The 16,781-nt window shown below is 59.8% G+C and carries 10 protein-coding genes and 3 tRNA genes; 7 read left to right on the top strand and 6 right to left on the bottom strand.

Going from position 1 to position 16,781, the window contains the following annotated elements; all coding sequences use genetic code 11:
* Nucleotides 1–83: 83 nt before the first annotated feature.
* From ACYQ6J_RS06895 to ACYQ6J_RS06885, 3 genes are all read right to left on the bottom strand, one after another.
* Nucleotides 84–1,283: a DUF1570 domain-containing protein gene (locus ACYQ6J_RS06895; protein ID WP_460183449.1), complete on the bottom strand. Its 1,200-nt coding sequence runs from the start codon at nucleotides 1,281–1,283 to the stop codon at nucleotides 84–86.
* A 33-nt stretch (nucleotides 1,284–1,316) separates the two neighbouring features.
* Complete coding sequence (locus tag ACYQ6J_RS06890; protein ID WP_460183448.1) at nucleotides 1,317–2,708, bottom strand: SPFH domain-containing protein; 1,392 nt, start codon at nucleotides 2,706–2,708, stop codon at nucleotides 1,317–1,319.
* Nucleotides 2,709–2,825: 117 nt separating this feature from the next.
* Entirely contained in the window at nucleotides 2,826–3,335 is a 510-nt protein-coding gene (locus tag ACYQ6J_RS06885) for a hypothetical protein (protein WP_460183447.1), read from the bottom strand.
* Nucleotides 3,336–3,598: 263 nt separating this feature from the next.
* Between ACYQ6J_RS06885 and ACYQ6J_RS06880 the strand changes: the two genes are divergently transcribed.
* From ACYQ6J_RS06880 to ACYQ6J_RS06870, 3 genes are all read left to right on the top strand, one after another.
* A tRNA-Gly gene (locus ACYQ6J_RS06880) sits at nucleotides 3,599–3,670 on the top strand.
* A 52-nt stretch (nucleotides 3,671–3,722) separates the two neighbouring features.
* Nucleotides 3,723–3,795: transfer RNA gene (locus ACYQ6J_RS06875), tRNA-Ala, on the top strand.
* A 551-nt stretch (nucleotides 3,796–4,346) separates the two neighbouring features.
* Nucleotides 4,347–4,419: transfer RNA gene (locus ACYQ6J_RS06870), tRNA-Lys, on the top strand.
* A gap of 279 nt (nucleotides 4,420–4,698) precedes the next feature.
* Here the strand turns inward: ACYQ6J_RS06870 and ACYQ6J_RS06865 are convergent.
* Complete coding sequence (locus ACYQ6J_RS06865) at nucleotides 4,699–5,877, bottom strand: cysteine desulfurase family protein (protein WP_460183446.1); 1,179 nt, start codon at nucleotides 5,875–5,877, stop codon at nucleotides 4,699–4,701.
* A 347-nt stretch (nucleotides 5,878–6,224) separates the two neighbouring features.
* Between ACYQ6J_RS06865 and ACYQ6J_RS06860 the strand changes: the two genes are divergently transcribed.
* Entirely contained in the window at nucleotides 6,225–7,352 is a 1,128-nt protein-coding gene (locus ACYQ6J_RS06860; protein ID WP_460183445.1) for a DUF1570 domain-containing protein, read from the top strand.
* A gap of 16 nt (nucleotides 7,353–7,368) precedes the next feature.
* Here the strand turns inward: ACYQ6J_RS06860 and ACYQ6J_RS06855 are convergent, their stop codons facing one another.
* Entirely contained in the window at nucleotides 7,369–8,181 is an 813-nt protein-coding gene (locus tag ACYQ6J_RS06855) for a nucleotidyltransferase family protein (RefSeq protein ID WP_460183444.1), read from the bottom strand.
* A 267-nt stretch (nucleotides 8,182–8,448) separates the two neighbouring features.
* Between ACYQ6J_RS06855 and ACYQ6J_RS06850 the strand changes: the two genes are divergently transcribed.
* Together ACYQ6J_RS06850 and ACYQ6J_RS06845 are read left to right on the top strand one after the other, a co-directional pair.
* Nucleotides 8,449–10,047, top strand: coding sequence for a glycosyl hydrolase family 28-related protein (locus tag ACYQ6J_RS06850; protein WP_460183443.1), 1,599 nt, complete (start codon nucleotides 8,449–8,451; stop codon nucleotides 10,045–10,047).
* Nucleotides 10,048–10,155: 108 nt separating this feature from the next.
* On the top strand, nucleotides 10,156–11,847 hold the full coding sequence (locus tag ACYQ6J_RS06845; RefSeq protein WP_460183442.1) for a glycoside hydrolase family 172 protein: 1,692 nt from the start codon (nucleotides 10,156–10,158) through the stop codon (nucleotides 11,845–11,847).
* A 145-nt stretch (nucleotides 11,848–11,992) separates the two neighbouring features.
* Here ACYQ6J_RS06845 and ACYQ6J_RS06840 read toward each other — a convergent pair whose 3' ends face one another.
* Nucleotides 11,993–13,339, bottom strand: a complete 1,347-nt coding sequence (locus tag ACYQ6J_RS06840) for a hypothetical protein (protein ID WP_460183441.1) — start codon at nucleotides 13,337–13,339, stop codon at nucleotides 11,993–11,995.
* A gap of 487 nt (nucleotides 13,340–13,826) precedes the next feature.
* On the opposite strand from ACYQ6J_RS06840, the gene ACYQ6J_RS06835 reads away from it, so the two are divergent.
* A complete protein-coding gene (locus ACYQ6J_RS06835; RefSeq protein WP_460183440.1) occupies nucleotides 13,827–16,727 on the top strand; it encodes a hypothetical protein in 2,901 nt (966 codons plus the stop codon).
* The last annotated feature ends 54 nt before the right edge of the window (nucleotides 16,728–16,781 follow it).

The following is a 16,781-nucleotide window of genomic DNA, read 5'->3' as shown; positions in this document are numbered from 1 at the left end:
TCTTAGGAAATGCCGTAAGGCAACGCAAGCAACCCGCGTAGCTTCAGTGGGCTGGAAAGCAGCGGGAGCGACCAAACCGCTTACTACTTCAGGCGCGAGATGTAACGGACGAAATTCGCGTCGAACTTGTCCAAATCGTCTTCCACCGTTTCGCGAAAATCTCGAATGCGCTCTTCGGCGTCGGCGTACATCAAAGGCGGCTTGGAAGCGATGCGTTCTAGGTAGGCCGTGAATTCCCGCGGGCGCTGGAGCAAGAGATAGTAAACCAAGGCCCAACTCTCGGCGTAGGCATCCGCCGCCGTGTCGGTGTTTTGCAGTCGCCGATCGTCTTGGAGGAGCGTGCGCAGCGAATCGGCCGGTCGGCGTGATAGATAACTTCGAAATTGCGACAATCGCGCCGTATTCACCAGCCCCACCGAAGTCACCGCGCGACTGCCGCGTAGGTCCGGTGTTTCAAAGAACATGGCCAGGCCTTCGTTCAGCCATTGCGGAGTGTCGTTCCACCGGAGAAGCAAGCCGCAGTTGTTGGCCAACTGATGCGCCGCCTCGTGCACCAGGGTTGCGACGTTCTGCTGCACCTCGGGTCTCGCCAGCGATCGCGCCAATTCCATGGCCGAAACCGTCCCCCCCGAGCCTGTCAAGTCGTATGTGGTCACCACATTGGTCTGCAAATTGAAATGCCCCTTGATTTGCGAGACGCCCGGCCCCACTTCCTCGCGGCAATGCTCCACGTATTGAGTTTGGGTCGCGAAGACGATCACCACCAACGGGAATTGCGGTTCGGTAACCTCCACGCCACGCCGCGTGAAGTAATTCGTGAATGACACGTACAGACGTTCCAGCAGGCCCCCGCACCAACGGACGTATTCACGTGAGGCGTTGTGCAGGATCACGTAATGGGCGGTGCGATGGGTCTCGAAGCCCTGAGGCAGTCGCGATAACCAAAGGGCGCCGGCCTCTTCCGCGGTCAAAGCGGTGAACGGCGATTCGTCGGAACCTCGGGCAAGAATTTGTCCGGGCTGAACCGTATGTAGAACTCCGTCCTGCCCCAAGAGAAGGACGCCGCCATCTTGACCCTCCGCCAATATCTTGCCGCGAAGCTCGCGTTGGATGTCGTGCTCCTGAATGCGCAGCAGGTCCATCCCCGCCGCTTGGCCGACTTCTAAGGAAACGCACGCCACGACGAGCATCCATAAAAGACGGCACCGGCACCGAACCAACGCACCCATTTCGCCAGCCCTTGCGATTTGCGGCATGTTGCCTCCATGACGAAGTACTTCCATCTCGACTTTCCGCGGCTTCCCGGTTGCAATCCCCTACAGGGTGTCTTGCCCGGTCAGTCTTTGTTCGACGGCGTCCGCCTGCCAAGCGATCGCGGATAGGATTCTCGATACCTCGGCCGGGGTCAAACCTTCCGTCAAAACGTTGGCTTGGAGCACGATCATATCCTGACCGCCGACTTTGTGGAAGGCGAACGCGCCGTACAGAAGCCGAGCGTTGTATCGCAAAAGGGCGGCGGCGTTTTTTTCCCCTGCCGGTCCGCAAACACTCCAAAATCGGACAAAGGGGCCGTGCTCTTGCGTCGGTTCGACGAACTCGACGTATACGAATTGTTTGCGAAGTTCGCGCACGGATACCGTGATCCGCAATCCGGCTTCATGGGGTTCCACGGTGTGCCTCGCCGCCTCGGCTGTGGACCGGATCATCGCCGACATCGCTTCTTTGTCCGGTGCCGCGGGCGTCAATTCGATCGGCGACTCCACGATACCCGGCGTCATGGCGGTCCCCGTCGGCAGAGCGCCCGGCACGCCGCCAAGCGGGACTTGCCCCGCCGGCCCGCCGGTCTGCGGGGCGGGCGCAGCCGCCTCCCGCATGGCTTGCTGCATCATGCCGGGCATCATCATCCCAAAGCCCGCGCCGTATCCCATGCCCATCGCTCCCGACGCCTCGCCGCCCTTTTCCGCCATCTTCGTCAGGCTTTGGGCCATCTGGTATTTCAAGAAGCTGTTCAGGTCGCCAACCGCCGCCATCCCGCTGCGGGTGTCGATCATGCGCTGCACTTCGTCCGGCGGAGTGATGGCGTTGATGAAGAAGTCCACCAATTCCAAACCGTATTTGGTAAAGTCCAGAGCCACCTTGGCCCGCGTTCCGGACGCAACTTCGTCGTATTTCGCCGGCAGGTCCAAAATTCCCATCTGAAGCGAACCCAGAAGATCGGTCAGCCTCGCAACCACAAGGTCTTTGAGGAAAGCGGTGACTTCTTCGGTGGTGTACTTGCCTTGCGTTCCCACCAAGGTGTTGACCAGCACTTCGGCGTCCCGCACGCGAAACGAATACTTGCCGAAACTGCGAAGCCGAATCATGCCGAATTGCGGATCGCGAAAGACGATCGGTTGCCGCGTGCCCCATTTCTGGTCCAGGAACACCTGCTTCCCGATGAAATACACCGAGCACTGAAAAGGGGATTTTTCCCAAGGGATGGTCAACAGACGTGTGATCAGCGGCACGTTGGCGGTGGTCAGCGTGTATCGTCCCGGGCCGAACCGATCGAGCGCCTTGCCGTCGCGGAAGAAGATCGCCTCCTGATTTTCGTACACGATCAGTTGAGCCCCGATCTTGATGTCGGCCGTCCCCTCAGGCGGAACGCGTTGCACTAAAGATCGGTTCGTCTCGTCCAGGAACTGGATCACTTCCATCCGTATGCCCATGGTCTTACCGCCTTTCTTCCCGTGTTTGCCGTTTCCGCTTTCCAAGGGTTGGTCGACGAGGACCTTGCCCGCTCTCACCACTCCGCGCAGGTCGTGCGCGACCAACTCATGTTGCGATCAGTCGATGCCCTCCAGGATCTTCGTCCTCTCGTCCCAGGCTCGTTGCAAGTCATCCAGTCCCTGCTCCACGTCGCGCAAGGCCCGAGACAAGTCGGCCGTGCACTGAGAAAGCCCCTCGACCAGATTCGCCAGGCGATCGACCTTCGTCATCAGAGACAGATCGTGCTGATAGATGCGGTCCAGAACGTCCGTGTCGATACGCACCAAATCGAAGAAACCGCTGTACCCCTCCATGGCGCCGCCGATGCGGGACGAGAGGTGATCGATCTTGGCGCGAACGACATCGACCTTCGGCAAAACGTCGATGTTGCAGGACTCCACGATCAGCCCCGTCAGGTTGTCGAGGGATCGGCGGCACGTATCCAACCGCTGAATCAGCCAGCGCCGCTGAAGGTCGTCGCTGTCGCGCCGGTACTCTTTTTCCAGGTATCCGCGGAAACCGGGAATGTAGCGGAGAATGGTCTCCAACCAATTTCGATGTCGCGTATGCTCGAAGGGTTCCACCATTGCCGCTCTCCCAGTTCAACAGGAACATCGGCCCCATGGATGACGAGGAATCTCCCCGCGTTACCGTTTCCGCCTTCATCGGCCCGGACTCCGCCGGCAAGGCACGCCGCACTCATGATAGCACATGGGCATACAACGGACCAAATTGATTCGTCCCCCGACGAGAGATTCCGGACCGCGTTTCCGCAGGCCGGAACCCCGCCGAAGACGTGGTTGACGGCGCGGCACCGGACGCTTAAACTACAGGCAGAAATCTGGACTATGCGGGAGTAGCTCAGGGGTAGAGCGCTAGCTTCCCAAGCTGGATGTCGCGGGTTCGAATCCCGTCTCCCGCTCTCGCACCGGGTCGCTTCGGGGTGTGCCGCCGTGGAGCGGCCCTTGGTCTTTGGGGATGTAGCTCAGTTGGGAGAGCGCCTGCTTTGCAAGCAGGAGGTCGCCGGTTCGAGTCCGGTCATCTCCACCCCGAAAGGGCTGCCTGTCATCAAAAAGACATGCGGCCCTTTTTTTCAGTCTACGCATCCGTCAAATCCAATTGCTGTTCGTCTTTCAACGTTGTCGTCTCATCTCGACGGATTTCGGATAACAGGAAGCAAGGAAGGAGCAGGCGGCATCAGATATCGCAGCAGGTCACTCGCCCTTGGGTAGGGTATGATTCGGGATGTGCCCAGCGACCGGTACTGATCCAATTTGGGGCAACGCGGGGCGAATGATTGCTCAAAGCTTGTCGGTTCTTCAACCAAGTGAGCAATTCACCGGTATTTCGCTGGGATAGCCAACCTTCCGGAAGGCCTACGGAAGGACCTCGGTCGATTGACGATGAGGGAAGAACCGGGTAGACTTTTTTTATCACCATGGCGGAAAGCGACGGCCTTCTGCCGGTGGTAGCGGTGACACCCGTCGGGGCTTAACCGGCGGGTGATTTCGTTCAAGGTGAACGTTTTTCGGAACTCGCCGACGGCCCGTCTCAGTCCGCGGCGGGGACTGGCAAAAGTTGCCGAGAAAGATTGTTTCGGGGCTGTAGCTCAGTCGGTAGAGCAACGGACTTTTAATCCGTAGGTCTCGGGTTCGAGTCCCGACAGCCTCATTTTTTAGAGTTTGTCCTTTACTTGTCTTCGGAGTGCGGTGGGGTACACACTTCGGCCCCGGGGAAATCTTTCGCCTCGCGTTTCCCCTCCGGCATTCCGATGGGCATGGTCCATTCCGACGCCATTCCTTAGCGGCGGCAAAGAGGATTCGAGTCGGCTCGCTTTCTTTTGGGGCGGCATCCGCGGCAATAGGGGGCCCTCTCCTGCACGCGCGAAGAGCAGGCAAACCCACGCTTAACAGAGCCGCGTGCCGCCGACGGAATCCGCTTCGACCAGGATCAGACACCGTGTGGGGCGGTCTTCCCTCGTAAACCGGCAGTCAATCGCGACAAAACTTCGACCGTGTAATCCAGGTCTTGCCGGGTCGTATCCGGACCGAAGCTGAAACGCAGGGAACCGCGGACTTCATCGCGACTGGCACCGATGGCCAATAGCGTTGGGGAAGGCTCGGGCGATCCGCTCGTGCACGCCGAACCGATGGAGCAAGCGATTCCGGCCAGATCCAAACCGGTGAACAGTACCTGATTGTCGGCCCCGGGGATGGCGACATTGACCGTCTGGCAGACTCGCGCCGCAGATTCACCCTGAATGCGAATATCAGGGATGAATTGTTTCAGACGTTGTTCGAAATATCGTCGCAATTCAGCAAGACGTTTGGCAGTCTCGTCCAGTTCCTCGACCGCAAGTTGCATCGCCTTCCACATGCCGGTTGCAAGGACAGGGCATTCCGTGCCGGGTCGCAGTCCCGCCTGCTGCTCGCCGCCGAACAAGATCGGGCTGATCGATGTTTCGCCGCGAAGAATCAGCGCGCCGATCCCGACCGGTCCGCCGAGTTTGTGCGCGGCTAAGGTCATCGCAGATACGCCCCAATCTCGAAACTCCAGCGGTATTTTGCCCGCGGCCTGCACGGCATCGGTATGCAAGGGCACGCCCAAATCTTCACAAATCCGGCTAACATCGCGAATGGGTTGGATCGTGCCCAATTCATGATTCACGGTCATGACGCTCACCAGGGCGGTCCTGCGTGAGGCCGTGTCCGCCAGCCAGTCCGTCCGAATTAGACCGTTTGGGGCGGCGGGAATGGTGTGCAGTCGCCAACCTAAGTCGAGCAGGTGCTCCGCCGGTCGAAGCACGCTGGGATGTTCCAAGGATGAAACGATACACTCGCCGGGCAATCCGCCTGTTCTTGCGGCCGCCAGACCGAGAATGGCCAGGTTATTCGATTCGGTGCCCCCGCTGGTGAAAACCAACCGATCCCGATCCTCGCCCGAAGCCTTCGCCCCGACCCGCGTCAGGATGCCCTCCCTAGCGTCTTCCAGCAAGGCCCTGGCGGCGCGGCCCAAGTGATGGGCCGAAGCAGGATTGCCGCCCGTCTTTCGCCAAGAATCCATCATAGCGTCCAACACCTCGGGGCGTATCGGTCGCGTCGCGTTGTAGTCCAAATAGATGGATCGCATAGATCAGTTGATTGCTTAGGTTTATTTCTGCGCGAAGGGGAGTTCATCTCAATGTACAAATCGGCTTTTGGAATAACCAGATGCGTCGAATCCGCCGGCCCCCGCCGCAAGAGGCCGATCGTCCAATCCCTAGCTTCGCACTAATGATCCGGGGGCCGTGAGCTAGACTTCAAGTGTCGCTACGAAAATCAGTCCGGGACGTTAGGGGTGACGCTGAACCGGGACCGGTGATCCCAATCCTGCCGTTGTCCCGCTTGTTAGATCAAAGGGTGGATGTGTGAACGTGGGCCCGTGTGCGGTAAAAGAGCCGCGCTCTTGATTCTTCAGCACCGGTGATAAACGAATCCATGGCGGCAATGCGACTGCGTGGTTGGTCGTCCAAACGCTGCGTCCGGGGCTTCTTGACGCCCTGGATATTTGTGGTGACCCTGTGGGCCGAAAACGGGAATATGGCGGCGCAATCCCCGCCGTCTTGGATGATGGACTTTTCCTACTTGGGAGAACAAATTCAGGGAACGCCGTTGGCATGGTCTGAACAAACGCTTTGCGTCCTGGCACGAGATGGTCGCCTACTCTATCTCGATCGTGACAAGGCGACCGACTTCCGAAAGATGGCGGATCGTTTTCAAGCCTTGGATTTCCCTAGCTTCAAAGCGACTGTGCTGCGAGAATTCGGCAGCGGTTACAGTGTGACCGGTTCCACGCACTACCTCATCATTAGCCCGCATGGAATGTCCGAGATTTGGAAGGACCGACTGGAGGAACTGTTCCGCTCGGCGACGCGGTATTTCGGCACACGAGGATTTCCGCTCCGCAAACCGGACTTTCTGCTTCCCGCCGTGATTTGTCCAACGTGGGAAAGTTTTCAACGCACGGCGGCGAGGCAGGGGACGCCTGTGCCTCCCGGAACATTAGGGTACTACGACCGACTGTCGAACCGGATCGTGCTTTGGGACGTGGGGTCGGGCAAGCCGCAAGATCGCGGCGGCATCAATGTCCTGGCTCACGAAGGATTCCACCAGTGGGCGTTCAACGTCGGCTTTCACTCTCGCGTGAACCCGCCCCCGCTTTGGGTGGCGGAGGGATTGGCGACCCTGTTCGAATCCGCCGGCGTTTTCGGAGGGGATTCCTACAGTTCCGCGAACGGGCGAGTCCATCCCGCGCGATTGGCCGCCTTTCAGTCGGTTCACGCGGGCGGCAGTCGGTCCCCATGGCTGCGTAAGATGGTTCTGAGCGACGCTGCTTTCCGCGAAAATGCGGCGTTGGCCTACGCCGAGGCTTGGGCTGCTACGTTCTATTTCACCGAGCGGGAACCGGCAAAGTTCATCGCTTACATGAGCGCGGTCAACAATCGTAAACCGTTGACTGAACTGACGGAACGCGATCGCGAAGACGAATTCACCGAGGTCTTTGGTTCTGATTGGAACAACCTGGAAGCTCGTATCGGCCGCTTTTTGAGCGCGCTACGACCGTGAGCGCCATCCGCCGCCTTCAAAGCCGTACTTGGATGCCCTTCAATCGCTCTTTGATCGCAGGGATGTCGGCCCGACTCGTCATGTCCAGAACGGGCAACGGCACTCGGACGGCCTGGAATCGCACGTTGAGGCGATCAATACAGTACTGAACGGCATCCGTGATTTCGTACTCACCGCGGGGAGAGGGGGAGATATTGCGGCACGCCTCGAAAATGGCAGGAGAGAATCGCCAGCAATTCATGCTGAGCCAAAGGGGACGCGGCAGGGCCGACAGCGTGTTTTCATCCGGCTTTTCCAAAATGCGGACGAGATTACCCTCGTGATCCACCAACCCGACCGCGAACGCCTTGATTCGTTCCGGAGCGATATTGCTTTCCCGCAGCATGGCATCCTGTTCGAAAAGGGCGACCGCCGATCCCGTACAGCGACGCAGTTCTTGCAAGGCGTCGCGGGGATAGTAGTTGTCGGAGTTTACGACCAGAATGTCGTCGCCGTCGGCAAAGCTCTCACCGGCGGCAACGGCATCCGCGGTTCCTCGCGGCACTTCTTGCACCGCGAAGTCGATCGTCAATCGTTGAGGCGGCGATTCCTCTTGATAATAGCGGCGAATGACCTCGTGGTCGGGAGCCACCACCAAGCAAACCCGACGATACCCGGCGTCGGCCAGCGCGCTCAGGACGTAATCGAGGAACGGGCGGTCGATGGGAATCATAGCCTTGACGCCGGTTGCCGCGGCACGAGCTTCCGCTTCGCTAAGGGTTACGGACTGATCATCTTTCCTCATTCGGGTGCCCAGCCCGCGGGCAAGAATCAATGCCTTGTCAGTCATCGCCTAAACCGTCCTCCAAAGCGCGTACGAGTTGAAAACCGCTCCGGCGACAAACCGCAAATCCCCAAGCATAATCAGCCTTAGCCGCCTTCCTTTGCCCGGACCACGCCGTCGGTGCTCCGCAAGCTTGCGGTATAGCTTGCGTTGTAACGTGATTCGTATCAAACTGAGGCCACAATCGCAATGGCAGAGTCCGAAGGTCTCCAGCGAAGAAGTCGATTCCCGGGCGGTGGCCGAGGCTTCCGGATTGGACGAGAGGAGAAAACGATGCCGCTTCGAACTCACTCCGGATGCGGAATCCGCAGGAGCTTTACCGCCATCCTAACAGCGGCAATCACAGTTGCAACGCTCGAAGTCGCTTTGAAGATTACCGCTGTCCTCGCGGAGGAAGACGCGGTAACTTCACGACTGTGGGGCGTCGCCGGGGAGCTTTGGTCGCCCCAGAGTCGCTTGCCGGACTTCTCGTTTGCCGGATACCGACGGGGCGAAGAACCTTACCGGATTCCGCGCGAGAGCATCTCAGTCAAGGACTACGGCGCGGTCGGCGACGGGATGACGGATGATACGGCAAGTTTTCACCGCGCGCTGGAGGCGGGGAAAGGCAAACTGATCCTGATTCCCGCCGGGCGTTACGTGCTCAACGACCTATTCCGCATCGAAGCCTCCGGCACGGTTTTGCGCGGCGCCGGACCAGACTCGACAATCCTGGAATTCCGTAAACCGGGCGTCGAACTCGACCCGCGGCCTTCGCGAACCGACGGCGGCCAATCGACCAGTAACTGGTCCTGGGCCGGGGGATTGATTGCCGTCGGTCGAGGTTCGTTGGACGTTTCCCGAGGAATCCGGGTAGTTTCCGATGAAACTCGCGGCAGCAGTCGGTTGACGCTCGCATCGCTACCGTTCCAGGCGGGCGACGAGATCATTCTCTCGCTTCGCGACGACGACGAGAAGTCCCTGGTGCGATACTTGTATCGCGATCAGACGGGCGACGTTTCGGGACTCAACAACTGGCGTGTGGTGCAGGTTTTTCGCGTACGCCGGGTCGAGGGCAATGCGGTTGTCTTGGACCGTCCCTTGCGGTTCGACGTCCGTACTTCCTGGCAACCAACGGTTTCGCGATTCGTCCCGTCCGTGACGGATGTCGGGATCGAAGAAATCGGTTTTGAGTTCCCGCTAACTCAGTACCGGGGGCATTTTCTCGAAGTCGGATATAACCCTGTCGAGATCGCTCGTTCCGCTGCTCATTGCTGGCTGAGGAACTTGACGATTCGCAACGCCGACAGCGGGCCGTACGTGTTCGGCTTCTTTTGTACGGTGGAAGGTATTCGATTGCAAGCCGATGCCGAGCGGCTATCTTCGCAAGGATACGCCGGGCATCACGGAATCTCCCTCCAGGGCAACGATTGTCTGTGCAAGGATTTCGATGTGCAGACTCGCTTTATTCATGATCTGACGGTGCAGTCTTCCATCGGTTGCGTGTTTTCGCGCGGCAAGGCGGTCGATCTCTGCATGGACCATCACCGCTGGGCGTCGTACGAAAATCTGTTCACCGACATCGATGCCGGACTCGGCCGACGACTCTTCGCCTCCAGCGGAGGCGGCAATCGCGGTCATCATGGCGGTGCCGGCGCCACTTTTTGGAACATTCGGTCCGCCCGGTCCACTCCCTGGCCCAACTGGCAAATGGATGCAATCAACATCGTGGGCGTCCGCATCGCCGAGCCATCCAAGGTCGTTCCGCAGTTGCCGGAAGCGACCGATTTGAACGCGCGGTGGTTGGAGGCGGTGGAACCGGAACGACTGCGACCGACCAACCTGTACGAAGCTATGCAAGCGCGACGCCTGACCCGGGAGTCCGCTCCTTAAGAAGATTCGGGTGAAGACCCCGCCGCCTGATAGCGCGGTTCCGTCGCCGTGGCGCGGTGCGCCCTGCCGTGCCGGTTTTATCTTTTCCATTGGCTCAAGGGATGGAACATGCACCCCTGGCAACTTCAGTGGAAAGTGTTCTCCGCGTGGTTCGGTCGTTGTCCGCTCTGGGCATGTGTCGTCGCCGCGACAACCGCGACCGTCGCCGTGGTCAACGCCGTGGCGCTCGCCGAGGAAACCTCGACTCCGTCACCGACGATCCACGAGTCCGCGCAGATCGGTGAGGCGGCGTCCTCGTCGGATCCTTTTTCCGGACTGCAATTCGGCGCCATGTTGCGCCCTCTCCCGGGGCGATCCGGCAGAATCTCATCGGCGGCACCGCGTCGCTCCAGCAACTTCGATAACCGATTCATCGGACCCGGGCAGACTTTAGTGCTTGCCGAAATCGCCGGTCCGGCCGTTATCCAGCATATTTGGCTGACGTTTCCCGGGCCTGAACCAGGCTGGCTGGGGAAGGACGGCAATGCGGATCACTCCGAGTTGGTCCTGCGAATGTATTGGGACGGCGCCGAGGACCCTGCCGTGGAATCACCCGTCGGCGACTTCTTCGCGGCGGGCTTCGGCAAGAGGGCCGCCGTCAATTCGGCGCCGATCACCGTCGAAGGCGGAGACGCCTACAACTGTTGGTGGCCCATGCCTTTCTTCCGCTCGGCACGCATCGAAATCACGAATGAAAGCCGAAAGCCCCTGAATGCGTTCTATTACCAGATCGACTTTACCCGATTTGCAAGTCTGCCTGACGACACGTTGTACTTCTGCGCCCAATACCGTCAGGAGTTTCCCGTCGAGTCGGGACGCGATTACCTGATTCTCGATGCGGAAGGCCGCGGGCAATATGTGGGCACTGTCTTGAGTGTCCGCTCCCGTAGTCCCGAGTGGTTCGGCGAGGGGGACGAAAAGTTCTACATCGACGGCGAAACACGCCCCAGCATCCAAGGCACGGGCACGGAGGACTATGCTTTGAACGCCTGGGGGATGGGAACCGGGACGTACCCGTATTTCGGTGTGTCCATTTTGGATGGGGAGTGGGGGATGGTCGGCTACCGAACGACCGTCTATCGTTGGCACATCCCGGACGCCGTGCGATTCTCACGTTCCCTCCGCGTGGAGATCGAGGACGCCGGATGGATCAGCGAAGATGAACTGGCTCCCAATGTGCATCGAGGATTCGTCGAGCGTAACGACGACTTTGCGACCGTCGCTTTCTGGTATCAGCAAGGGCAGCCCAAGCGATTTGCTCGATTGCCGACTGCTGCCGAGCGAAAGTTGCCCGAATTGGACCGAATCACCGAAGGCAAAGAGTTGATCGCCGCGGCAAAGGCGGAAGGAGGGACGCTCCATCTCCAAAAGGGTTACCCGTGGACGGGAGACGGCCAGCTATTCTTTGACAACCCCACGGGAAAAGGGGCGTGGTTTTCGTGCACCTTTCATGTGACGGAAGAGGAGTTGACCCAACTCACCTTGCGTGTGACCTATTCCTACGACTTCGGAATCTACCGCATCATGCTGGACGATGAGGAAGTGCGGTCGCGAGAAGACTTTTTTTCACCCGAGGTGGAAGTCCGCGAGTTGAATTTAGGGCAGAGAAGACTGGCGATCGGCGAACATACCCTTCGTTTCGAGTGTCTGGGCAAATCGCAGGATTCACGCGGTACCAAGCTGGGCGTCGACTCCGTAAGGCTGCGGAAGCGTTGGCAAAAGCAGCGAACTGCGCCGCAAGACTTTGAACCCATGCCGTGAACCGACGAATTAGCCGACACACGGGTTGTAGACCGGATGAGCGACCGTTGGCGAAGGGATTTTGCCGGCCTCCGTTTTCTGGAACGGTCGCGCAGAAGGCCGTCCCCTGGTAGGAACCGAGGGCGAGTCCCCCAATCGCAACGAGTTATAGCGATCCGCCATCCCCTTCAGCGGCGTCCGTTTTGACGCCGGGAATCGGGATCGGCTCGTTGCCGAAGGTTTTCTGCTCATTTTCCGGTAATTGCGGTTCAGTGTTTTCCCGGGCCGGTCCGATGGCGCCCTCGTCGCCGGACGCGGTCTCAGGATTTCCCGGTTCGCCGGTCCTTCCCAATCGCTTGGCAAGCTCGGGCGGGATGGGCATTTCCACGACATCTTGGGCCGGTATGATGAACTGGAATTGTTTTCCCGTGACTCCGACCGGATCACCGGCGAGGGTACAGTACCACGTCTCGGCTTGCCGGTCGGGGTCGGTGAAGAGCACGACGTCTTGCAGGGAATCCCCGGGCGCCAAACGTGAAGGTCCGGCGCTGCCCACCACTTCGATCGTTGCCGGGAAGTTACGCAATCGTGAAATCGGCGGTCCGTCCGGCGACAGGGAAAGGTAGGCGCTCTCGGGACGGCCTTTCCAACCCCGATAGTTGACCGCCTCGCCACCTGTGTTCGTGATCGTGAGGGTCAGAACGACCACCGGCGTGGGCGGCCAAGCGCGGGTGTTGCCTTGTCGTAACTCGGGATATCCCTGTTCGATCTTGTCGATTACGATGCGGATACTTCCGATTTGGTCGGAGAGTTTACGCAACGATCCTCCGAAGGCCGCCGCCGTTGCCGCGAGGTCGGACGTCCCCGAATTTGGCGACGCGCCGCTTTTGCCGGAGTTTGGGAGGAGACTATCCAAGTCCTGTGTATCCAGCGGTTTTAGCTTTTGCGAGGCTTGATCTCCCGTCGTACGGCCAGGCGTGCTCGTCGCGATTGGTGAGCTGCCGCCTCGAGGTCGGAAAACCGCGACCAAGAGCGCCGCATTGGCCACAAGGAAGAGAACCACCAGAAGCTGAATCAGCTTCCGGCGACGTTGTTTTTGCAACAATTTCTTGCGCCGAATCTCGAGGGCAATGGCATCTTTCGAGTCGGCCTCAGTCTTGACGCCCGGCGACACGGGGAGGGGGATCGGTGCAGCATAGGGCGAGGGAGCAGCCATGGCGGGAGAGGAAACGACTGGCGAAGCAAGCGGATTTGCCGGCACCTCGTTCGTCGTCGGGCCCGTTGGAGCAGGGACTGCCTGCGTGTTGGCGAACAAACCGCGAACCTGAGCGGCGGGATACCACGGCCCTTCCGGTGATGAGGCCACCATATCCCGGGGGCTGACTTGACCTTGTTCCGCCAGACTTTTCAGATCCCTGCCGGTTATGGGACCGAAGGCTTGGCCTGTCGCGATGATACGGCAATACCACTCCACCGGATCGTCCCTCCGCAACAACGCCATTGCCCCTCGCATGCGCTCGCTTTATCCTACCTTTTCATTGTAAAAGGCCGGCCTGACGTTATCAGCCGAGGCGCCGTCGGGACATTCGCGGCAGTGTAATGGAAAGGCAGCGGCAATTTATCGGTCCCTTCCGGCAAGGTGATCGGCGAGGCCGCGCAGCCGATGTCCGTAAGCCGAGAACAAGGCCCGATCCCCTTCACCCCGCCGCATGACTGCCGCACCCGCGGGAAGATGGACTATATTGAAGGCTTAGACCCTGCCCACTGCGAGAGCGGGAAAGCGGAGGATTCGGGCGACGCCCACAGCCGGCGGTGATTCCGTGCGTGTCGCCGAGACCGTGCGCGTTCCGTGGGGAATCGGACCTCGAACCGGCTTCCCCACAGGCGACGTTTCGATTCGGCGAACATCCACGGCGCGGTGGATGTCGTCCTTCCGCAAATCGCCTCGCAACGCACTACGAAACGACTTGCAAACGACTTCCTTGAATAAAGACTCCTCGATGGCGATTCAACAACTCATCGTACTGCTGCCCTGCTACAGCCTGGAAGACCTGCAACTGGACCGCAGCGATGATGATGCGGAGCAGTTGCTCGCGGCCTGGACCACGCTCTATCATCCCGCACTTTTGCAGCACGTTCGATTCCTTCCGCGCTGGGAGCGGGCCTACGATCCGCCGAGTGATCCGGAGAACGCGCTGATCGCCCTGCCCGGCGTTTCGGAGACCTGCCTCCCGCCGAGTTGGCTCGAGAATCTCGACCCCGACAAAGTCATTCTTCTTCGGAATTTCAAAGATCAGCAAGGGCTGAGAAAGCAGGTCGAAGAGGCTTGGCCCGAGCCTTTGCCGCAATGCGACGAGTCCATTCTGGAGCAGTTTTTTGCCCTGGGTTTCGCTCACCTTCAGGCTGAGCTGATGACCCGGCAATTGCGATACATGAGCAATCTGGATGAAATCCGCTTTCGGGAATCCGCGCTGAAGGCGGCGGAGGCGGCCTGTTCTGGAGAAGCCGACAAGGTGCGAACTCACTTGCAGCGTGCCTTCGACCTGTTGAGTGAATCCCGCGAATACTTCTATCCGGTTCAGAATCATCTGATCGACCTGACCCTGACGGCGGACACGACTGTTGGGGCGGGTTTGCTCCGCGAGTTGCGAGAGGGCCGGCGAATCAATCTGGTGATAACCGGCGGGTTGGTTGCCAAGCTCGCGGCCGGCCACCCCGAGACTCTATCCGCTTTGAAGGCGGCGCTGGCGGAGAATCGTGCGGCCATTGTGGGGGGAGAGTTTCACGAAGGCCCATCGACGTTACTGCCGCAATCCCTTTGGGTGCGAAATCTTCAGCGAGGTTGGACGGAATACGAATCACATTTGCAAACGACCCCGGTGGTTTTCGGGCGCCGTCGCTACGGATTGTCGCCGCACTTGCCCGGCCTTCTGGCCTCGGCGGGATTCGCCGGGACGCTGCATTTCGCCCTCGATGACGGCGGTTTCCCCGTCGGCAATCAAAGCAAGTTCCGTTGGGAGGGCGAAGACGGCCGGACGGTCGATGCCCTCGGACGCATCCCGCTGGACGCATCCCGCCCGAGCACTTTTTTGAAACTCGCCGACACCGTCGGGCGAATCCTGGACCTCGACCACGCCGCAACGGCGGTATTCGCTCACTGGCCCGATGCCGTAAGCCCTTGGTATCGCATGCTGCGCATTACGGCCGGCTACTCTCCCGTCTTGGGAGCCTTTCGACTCTTGCCGGAGTATTTTCGCGACACGCAGTACGTAGGCGCTCGCACGCAGCACGCCTCGGAACGTTATACGTCGCCTTATTTGAAACAGTGGGTTGCGGACGGGCTTCCCGATCCGATCAGTCGTTGGACCCAACTCTTCCGTCTTGTCATCAAGGCCGATTCCGTGGTGAACGTTCTGGTCATGCGGGCATTAATCACCGGTCGTTGGGACCAAGAGGCGGGCGATATCCACAACCGGGTGACCAGTCTTTTGGATGAGGCGACATTCGCGGTCGAGCAATTACCCCACCATCAGGCCCTGGCAGACCGAGTCGCGCAGTGCGAACAAATGCACCGTCAAGCGATCGATCTGTTCGCGGAGAATTTGTTACAAGTTCCTCGAGGGACGGATACCGAAGGGACCGGTCATGTTTTACTGAACGCGCATCCTTTCTCTCAGCGTGGGGCGGTCTCACTGTCGGGATCGGTATTTCCGCCGCGGGCCGAAAGCCCGGTCCTGGCGACCGGCACCCAAGGTGACGCCCCGGTCGTTGTGGAGGTGCCGCCGTTCAGTTATTGGGCGATCCCCAAGAGTGATCGGCCTTATCAGGCGGAAACGGAGAGACGCCGGGGACTCTTCTCGCGTCGATCCAAGGACGAACCCGGCTTGCGTGTTGAGGGCTTGACCGTTCAGAACGAGTTTTTCCGACTGAAGGTGGACGAGGCGACCGGCGGGATTGGTGCTTTCGCAGCGGCTCCCGTCGGCAGAAACCTTCTGGGGCAGAAATTAGGCCTTCGGCTGTCGGTCCCGGCCGATTCCGACGCCGGCGAACTGGAAGATCCGGAGCGTTATTACAGCCGCATGATCGCCGAATCCGTGGAAGTTATCTCCGCAGGGCCGCCGACGGCGGAAATCGTGTCCCGCGGACGACTGGTCAATCTCGCGGGCGATTCGGTGGCACGGTTCGAGCAGCGAGTGAGCGTTGCGCAACGACTCCCCGTCGCACGGATCAGAATTCAACTACTGCCGGAGCGTTTGCCTGAAGGCTCACCCTGGGCTGATTATTACGCGTGTCGTTTTGCCTGGAATGATGAGACGGCAGAGGTTTACGGATCGTCCGGGTGGTGTTGTAACAAGACCGAAGCATCCCTCCTGGAAAGCCCTTGGTACGTGCATCTAATGACGCAAAAGCACGCGTTGGCGTTTCTGACGCCGGGGCTGCCGTTTCACCGCCGCGTTGGGTTGCGGCGATTGGACACGCTGCTCATCGTCAAGGGAGAAACCGCGCGCGAGTTCGAGGTAGGAATCGGCTTGGACTTGCGATACCCTTTGCACGCGGCTTTGCAGTTGATCGAACCGCCCACGGCCATGCCGATCGGTTCCGCCTTGCCGAATCCCGCCTGCGCGTGGATGGTTCACGTCGATGTTCGGAATGTGCTGCTGACAAGCATGTCGCCGCTGACCGAAGGGGATCGACTCACCGGGCTTCGCTTGGAGCTTTGGGAGACCGAGGGCCGAGCGGGAAATGCCGTTGTTCGATTCTGCCGTCCCGTGCGTTCCGCGTACCGACTGGACCTGTGGGAGCGAGAAATCGAACCGCTACCCGCCGCCGAAGACGCCGTAACGGTGAATTTTGCGCGATTTCAACGACTCGCCATCGAGGTCCGGTTTCGTGATGCCTGAGCAAGACGCGGAGTTGAGGCCGATAGCCGGACAACGAAAAGACGGCACGATCCA

The organism is Thermopirellula anaerolimosa, assembly GCF_054657335.1.
This window is presented reverse-complemented; position numbering and strand designations above follow the sequence as displayed.

Bases quoted from the DNA above. Each gene is read 5' to 3' on its own strand.
- ACYQ6J_RS06860 (WP_460183445.1), top strand. From the start codon at position 6,225: ATGGCGGCAATGCGACTGCGTGGTTGGTCGTCCAAACGCTGCGTCCGG.
- ACYQ6J_RS06895 (WP_460183449.1), bottom strand. From the start codon at position 1,283: ATGGAAGTACTTCGTCATGGAGGCAACATGCCGCAAATCGCAAGGGCT.
- ACYQ6J_RS06890 (WP_460183448.1), bottom strand. From the start codon at position 2,708: ATGGGCATACGGATGGAAGTGATCCAGTTCCTGGACGAGACGAACCGA.
- ACYQ6J_RS06855 (WP_460183444.1), bottom strand. From the start codon at position 8,181: ATGACTGACAAGGCATTGATTCTTGCCCGCGGGCTGGGCACCCGAATG.
- ACYQ6J_RS06850 (WP_460183443.1), top strand. From the start codon at position 8,449: ATGCCGCTTCGAACTCACTCCGGATGCGGAATCCGCAGGAGCTTTACC.
- ACYQ6J_RS06835 (WP_460183440.1), top strand. From the start codon at position 13,827: ATGGCGATTCAACAACTCATCGTACTGCTGCCCTGCTACAGCCTGGAA.
- ACYQ6J_RS06845 (WP_460183442.1), top strand. From the start codon at position 10,156: ATGCACCCCTGGCAACTTCAGTGGAAAGTGTTCTCCGCGTGGTTCGGT.
- ACYQ6J_RS06840 (WP_460183441.1), bottom strand. From the start codon at position 13,339: ATGCGAGGGGCAATGGCGTTGTTGCGGAGGGACGATCCGGTGGAGTGG.
- ACYQ6J_RS06865 (WP_460183446.1), bottom strand. From the start codon at position 5,877: ATGCGATCCATCTATTTGGACTACAACGCGACGCGACCGATACGCCCC.
- ACYQ6J_RS06885 (WP_460183447.1), bottom strand. From the start codon at position 3,335: ATGGTGGAACCCTTCGAGCATACGCGACATCGAAATTGGTTGGAGACC.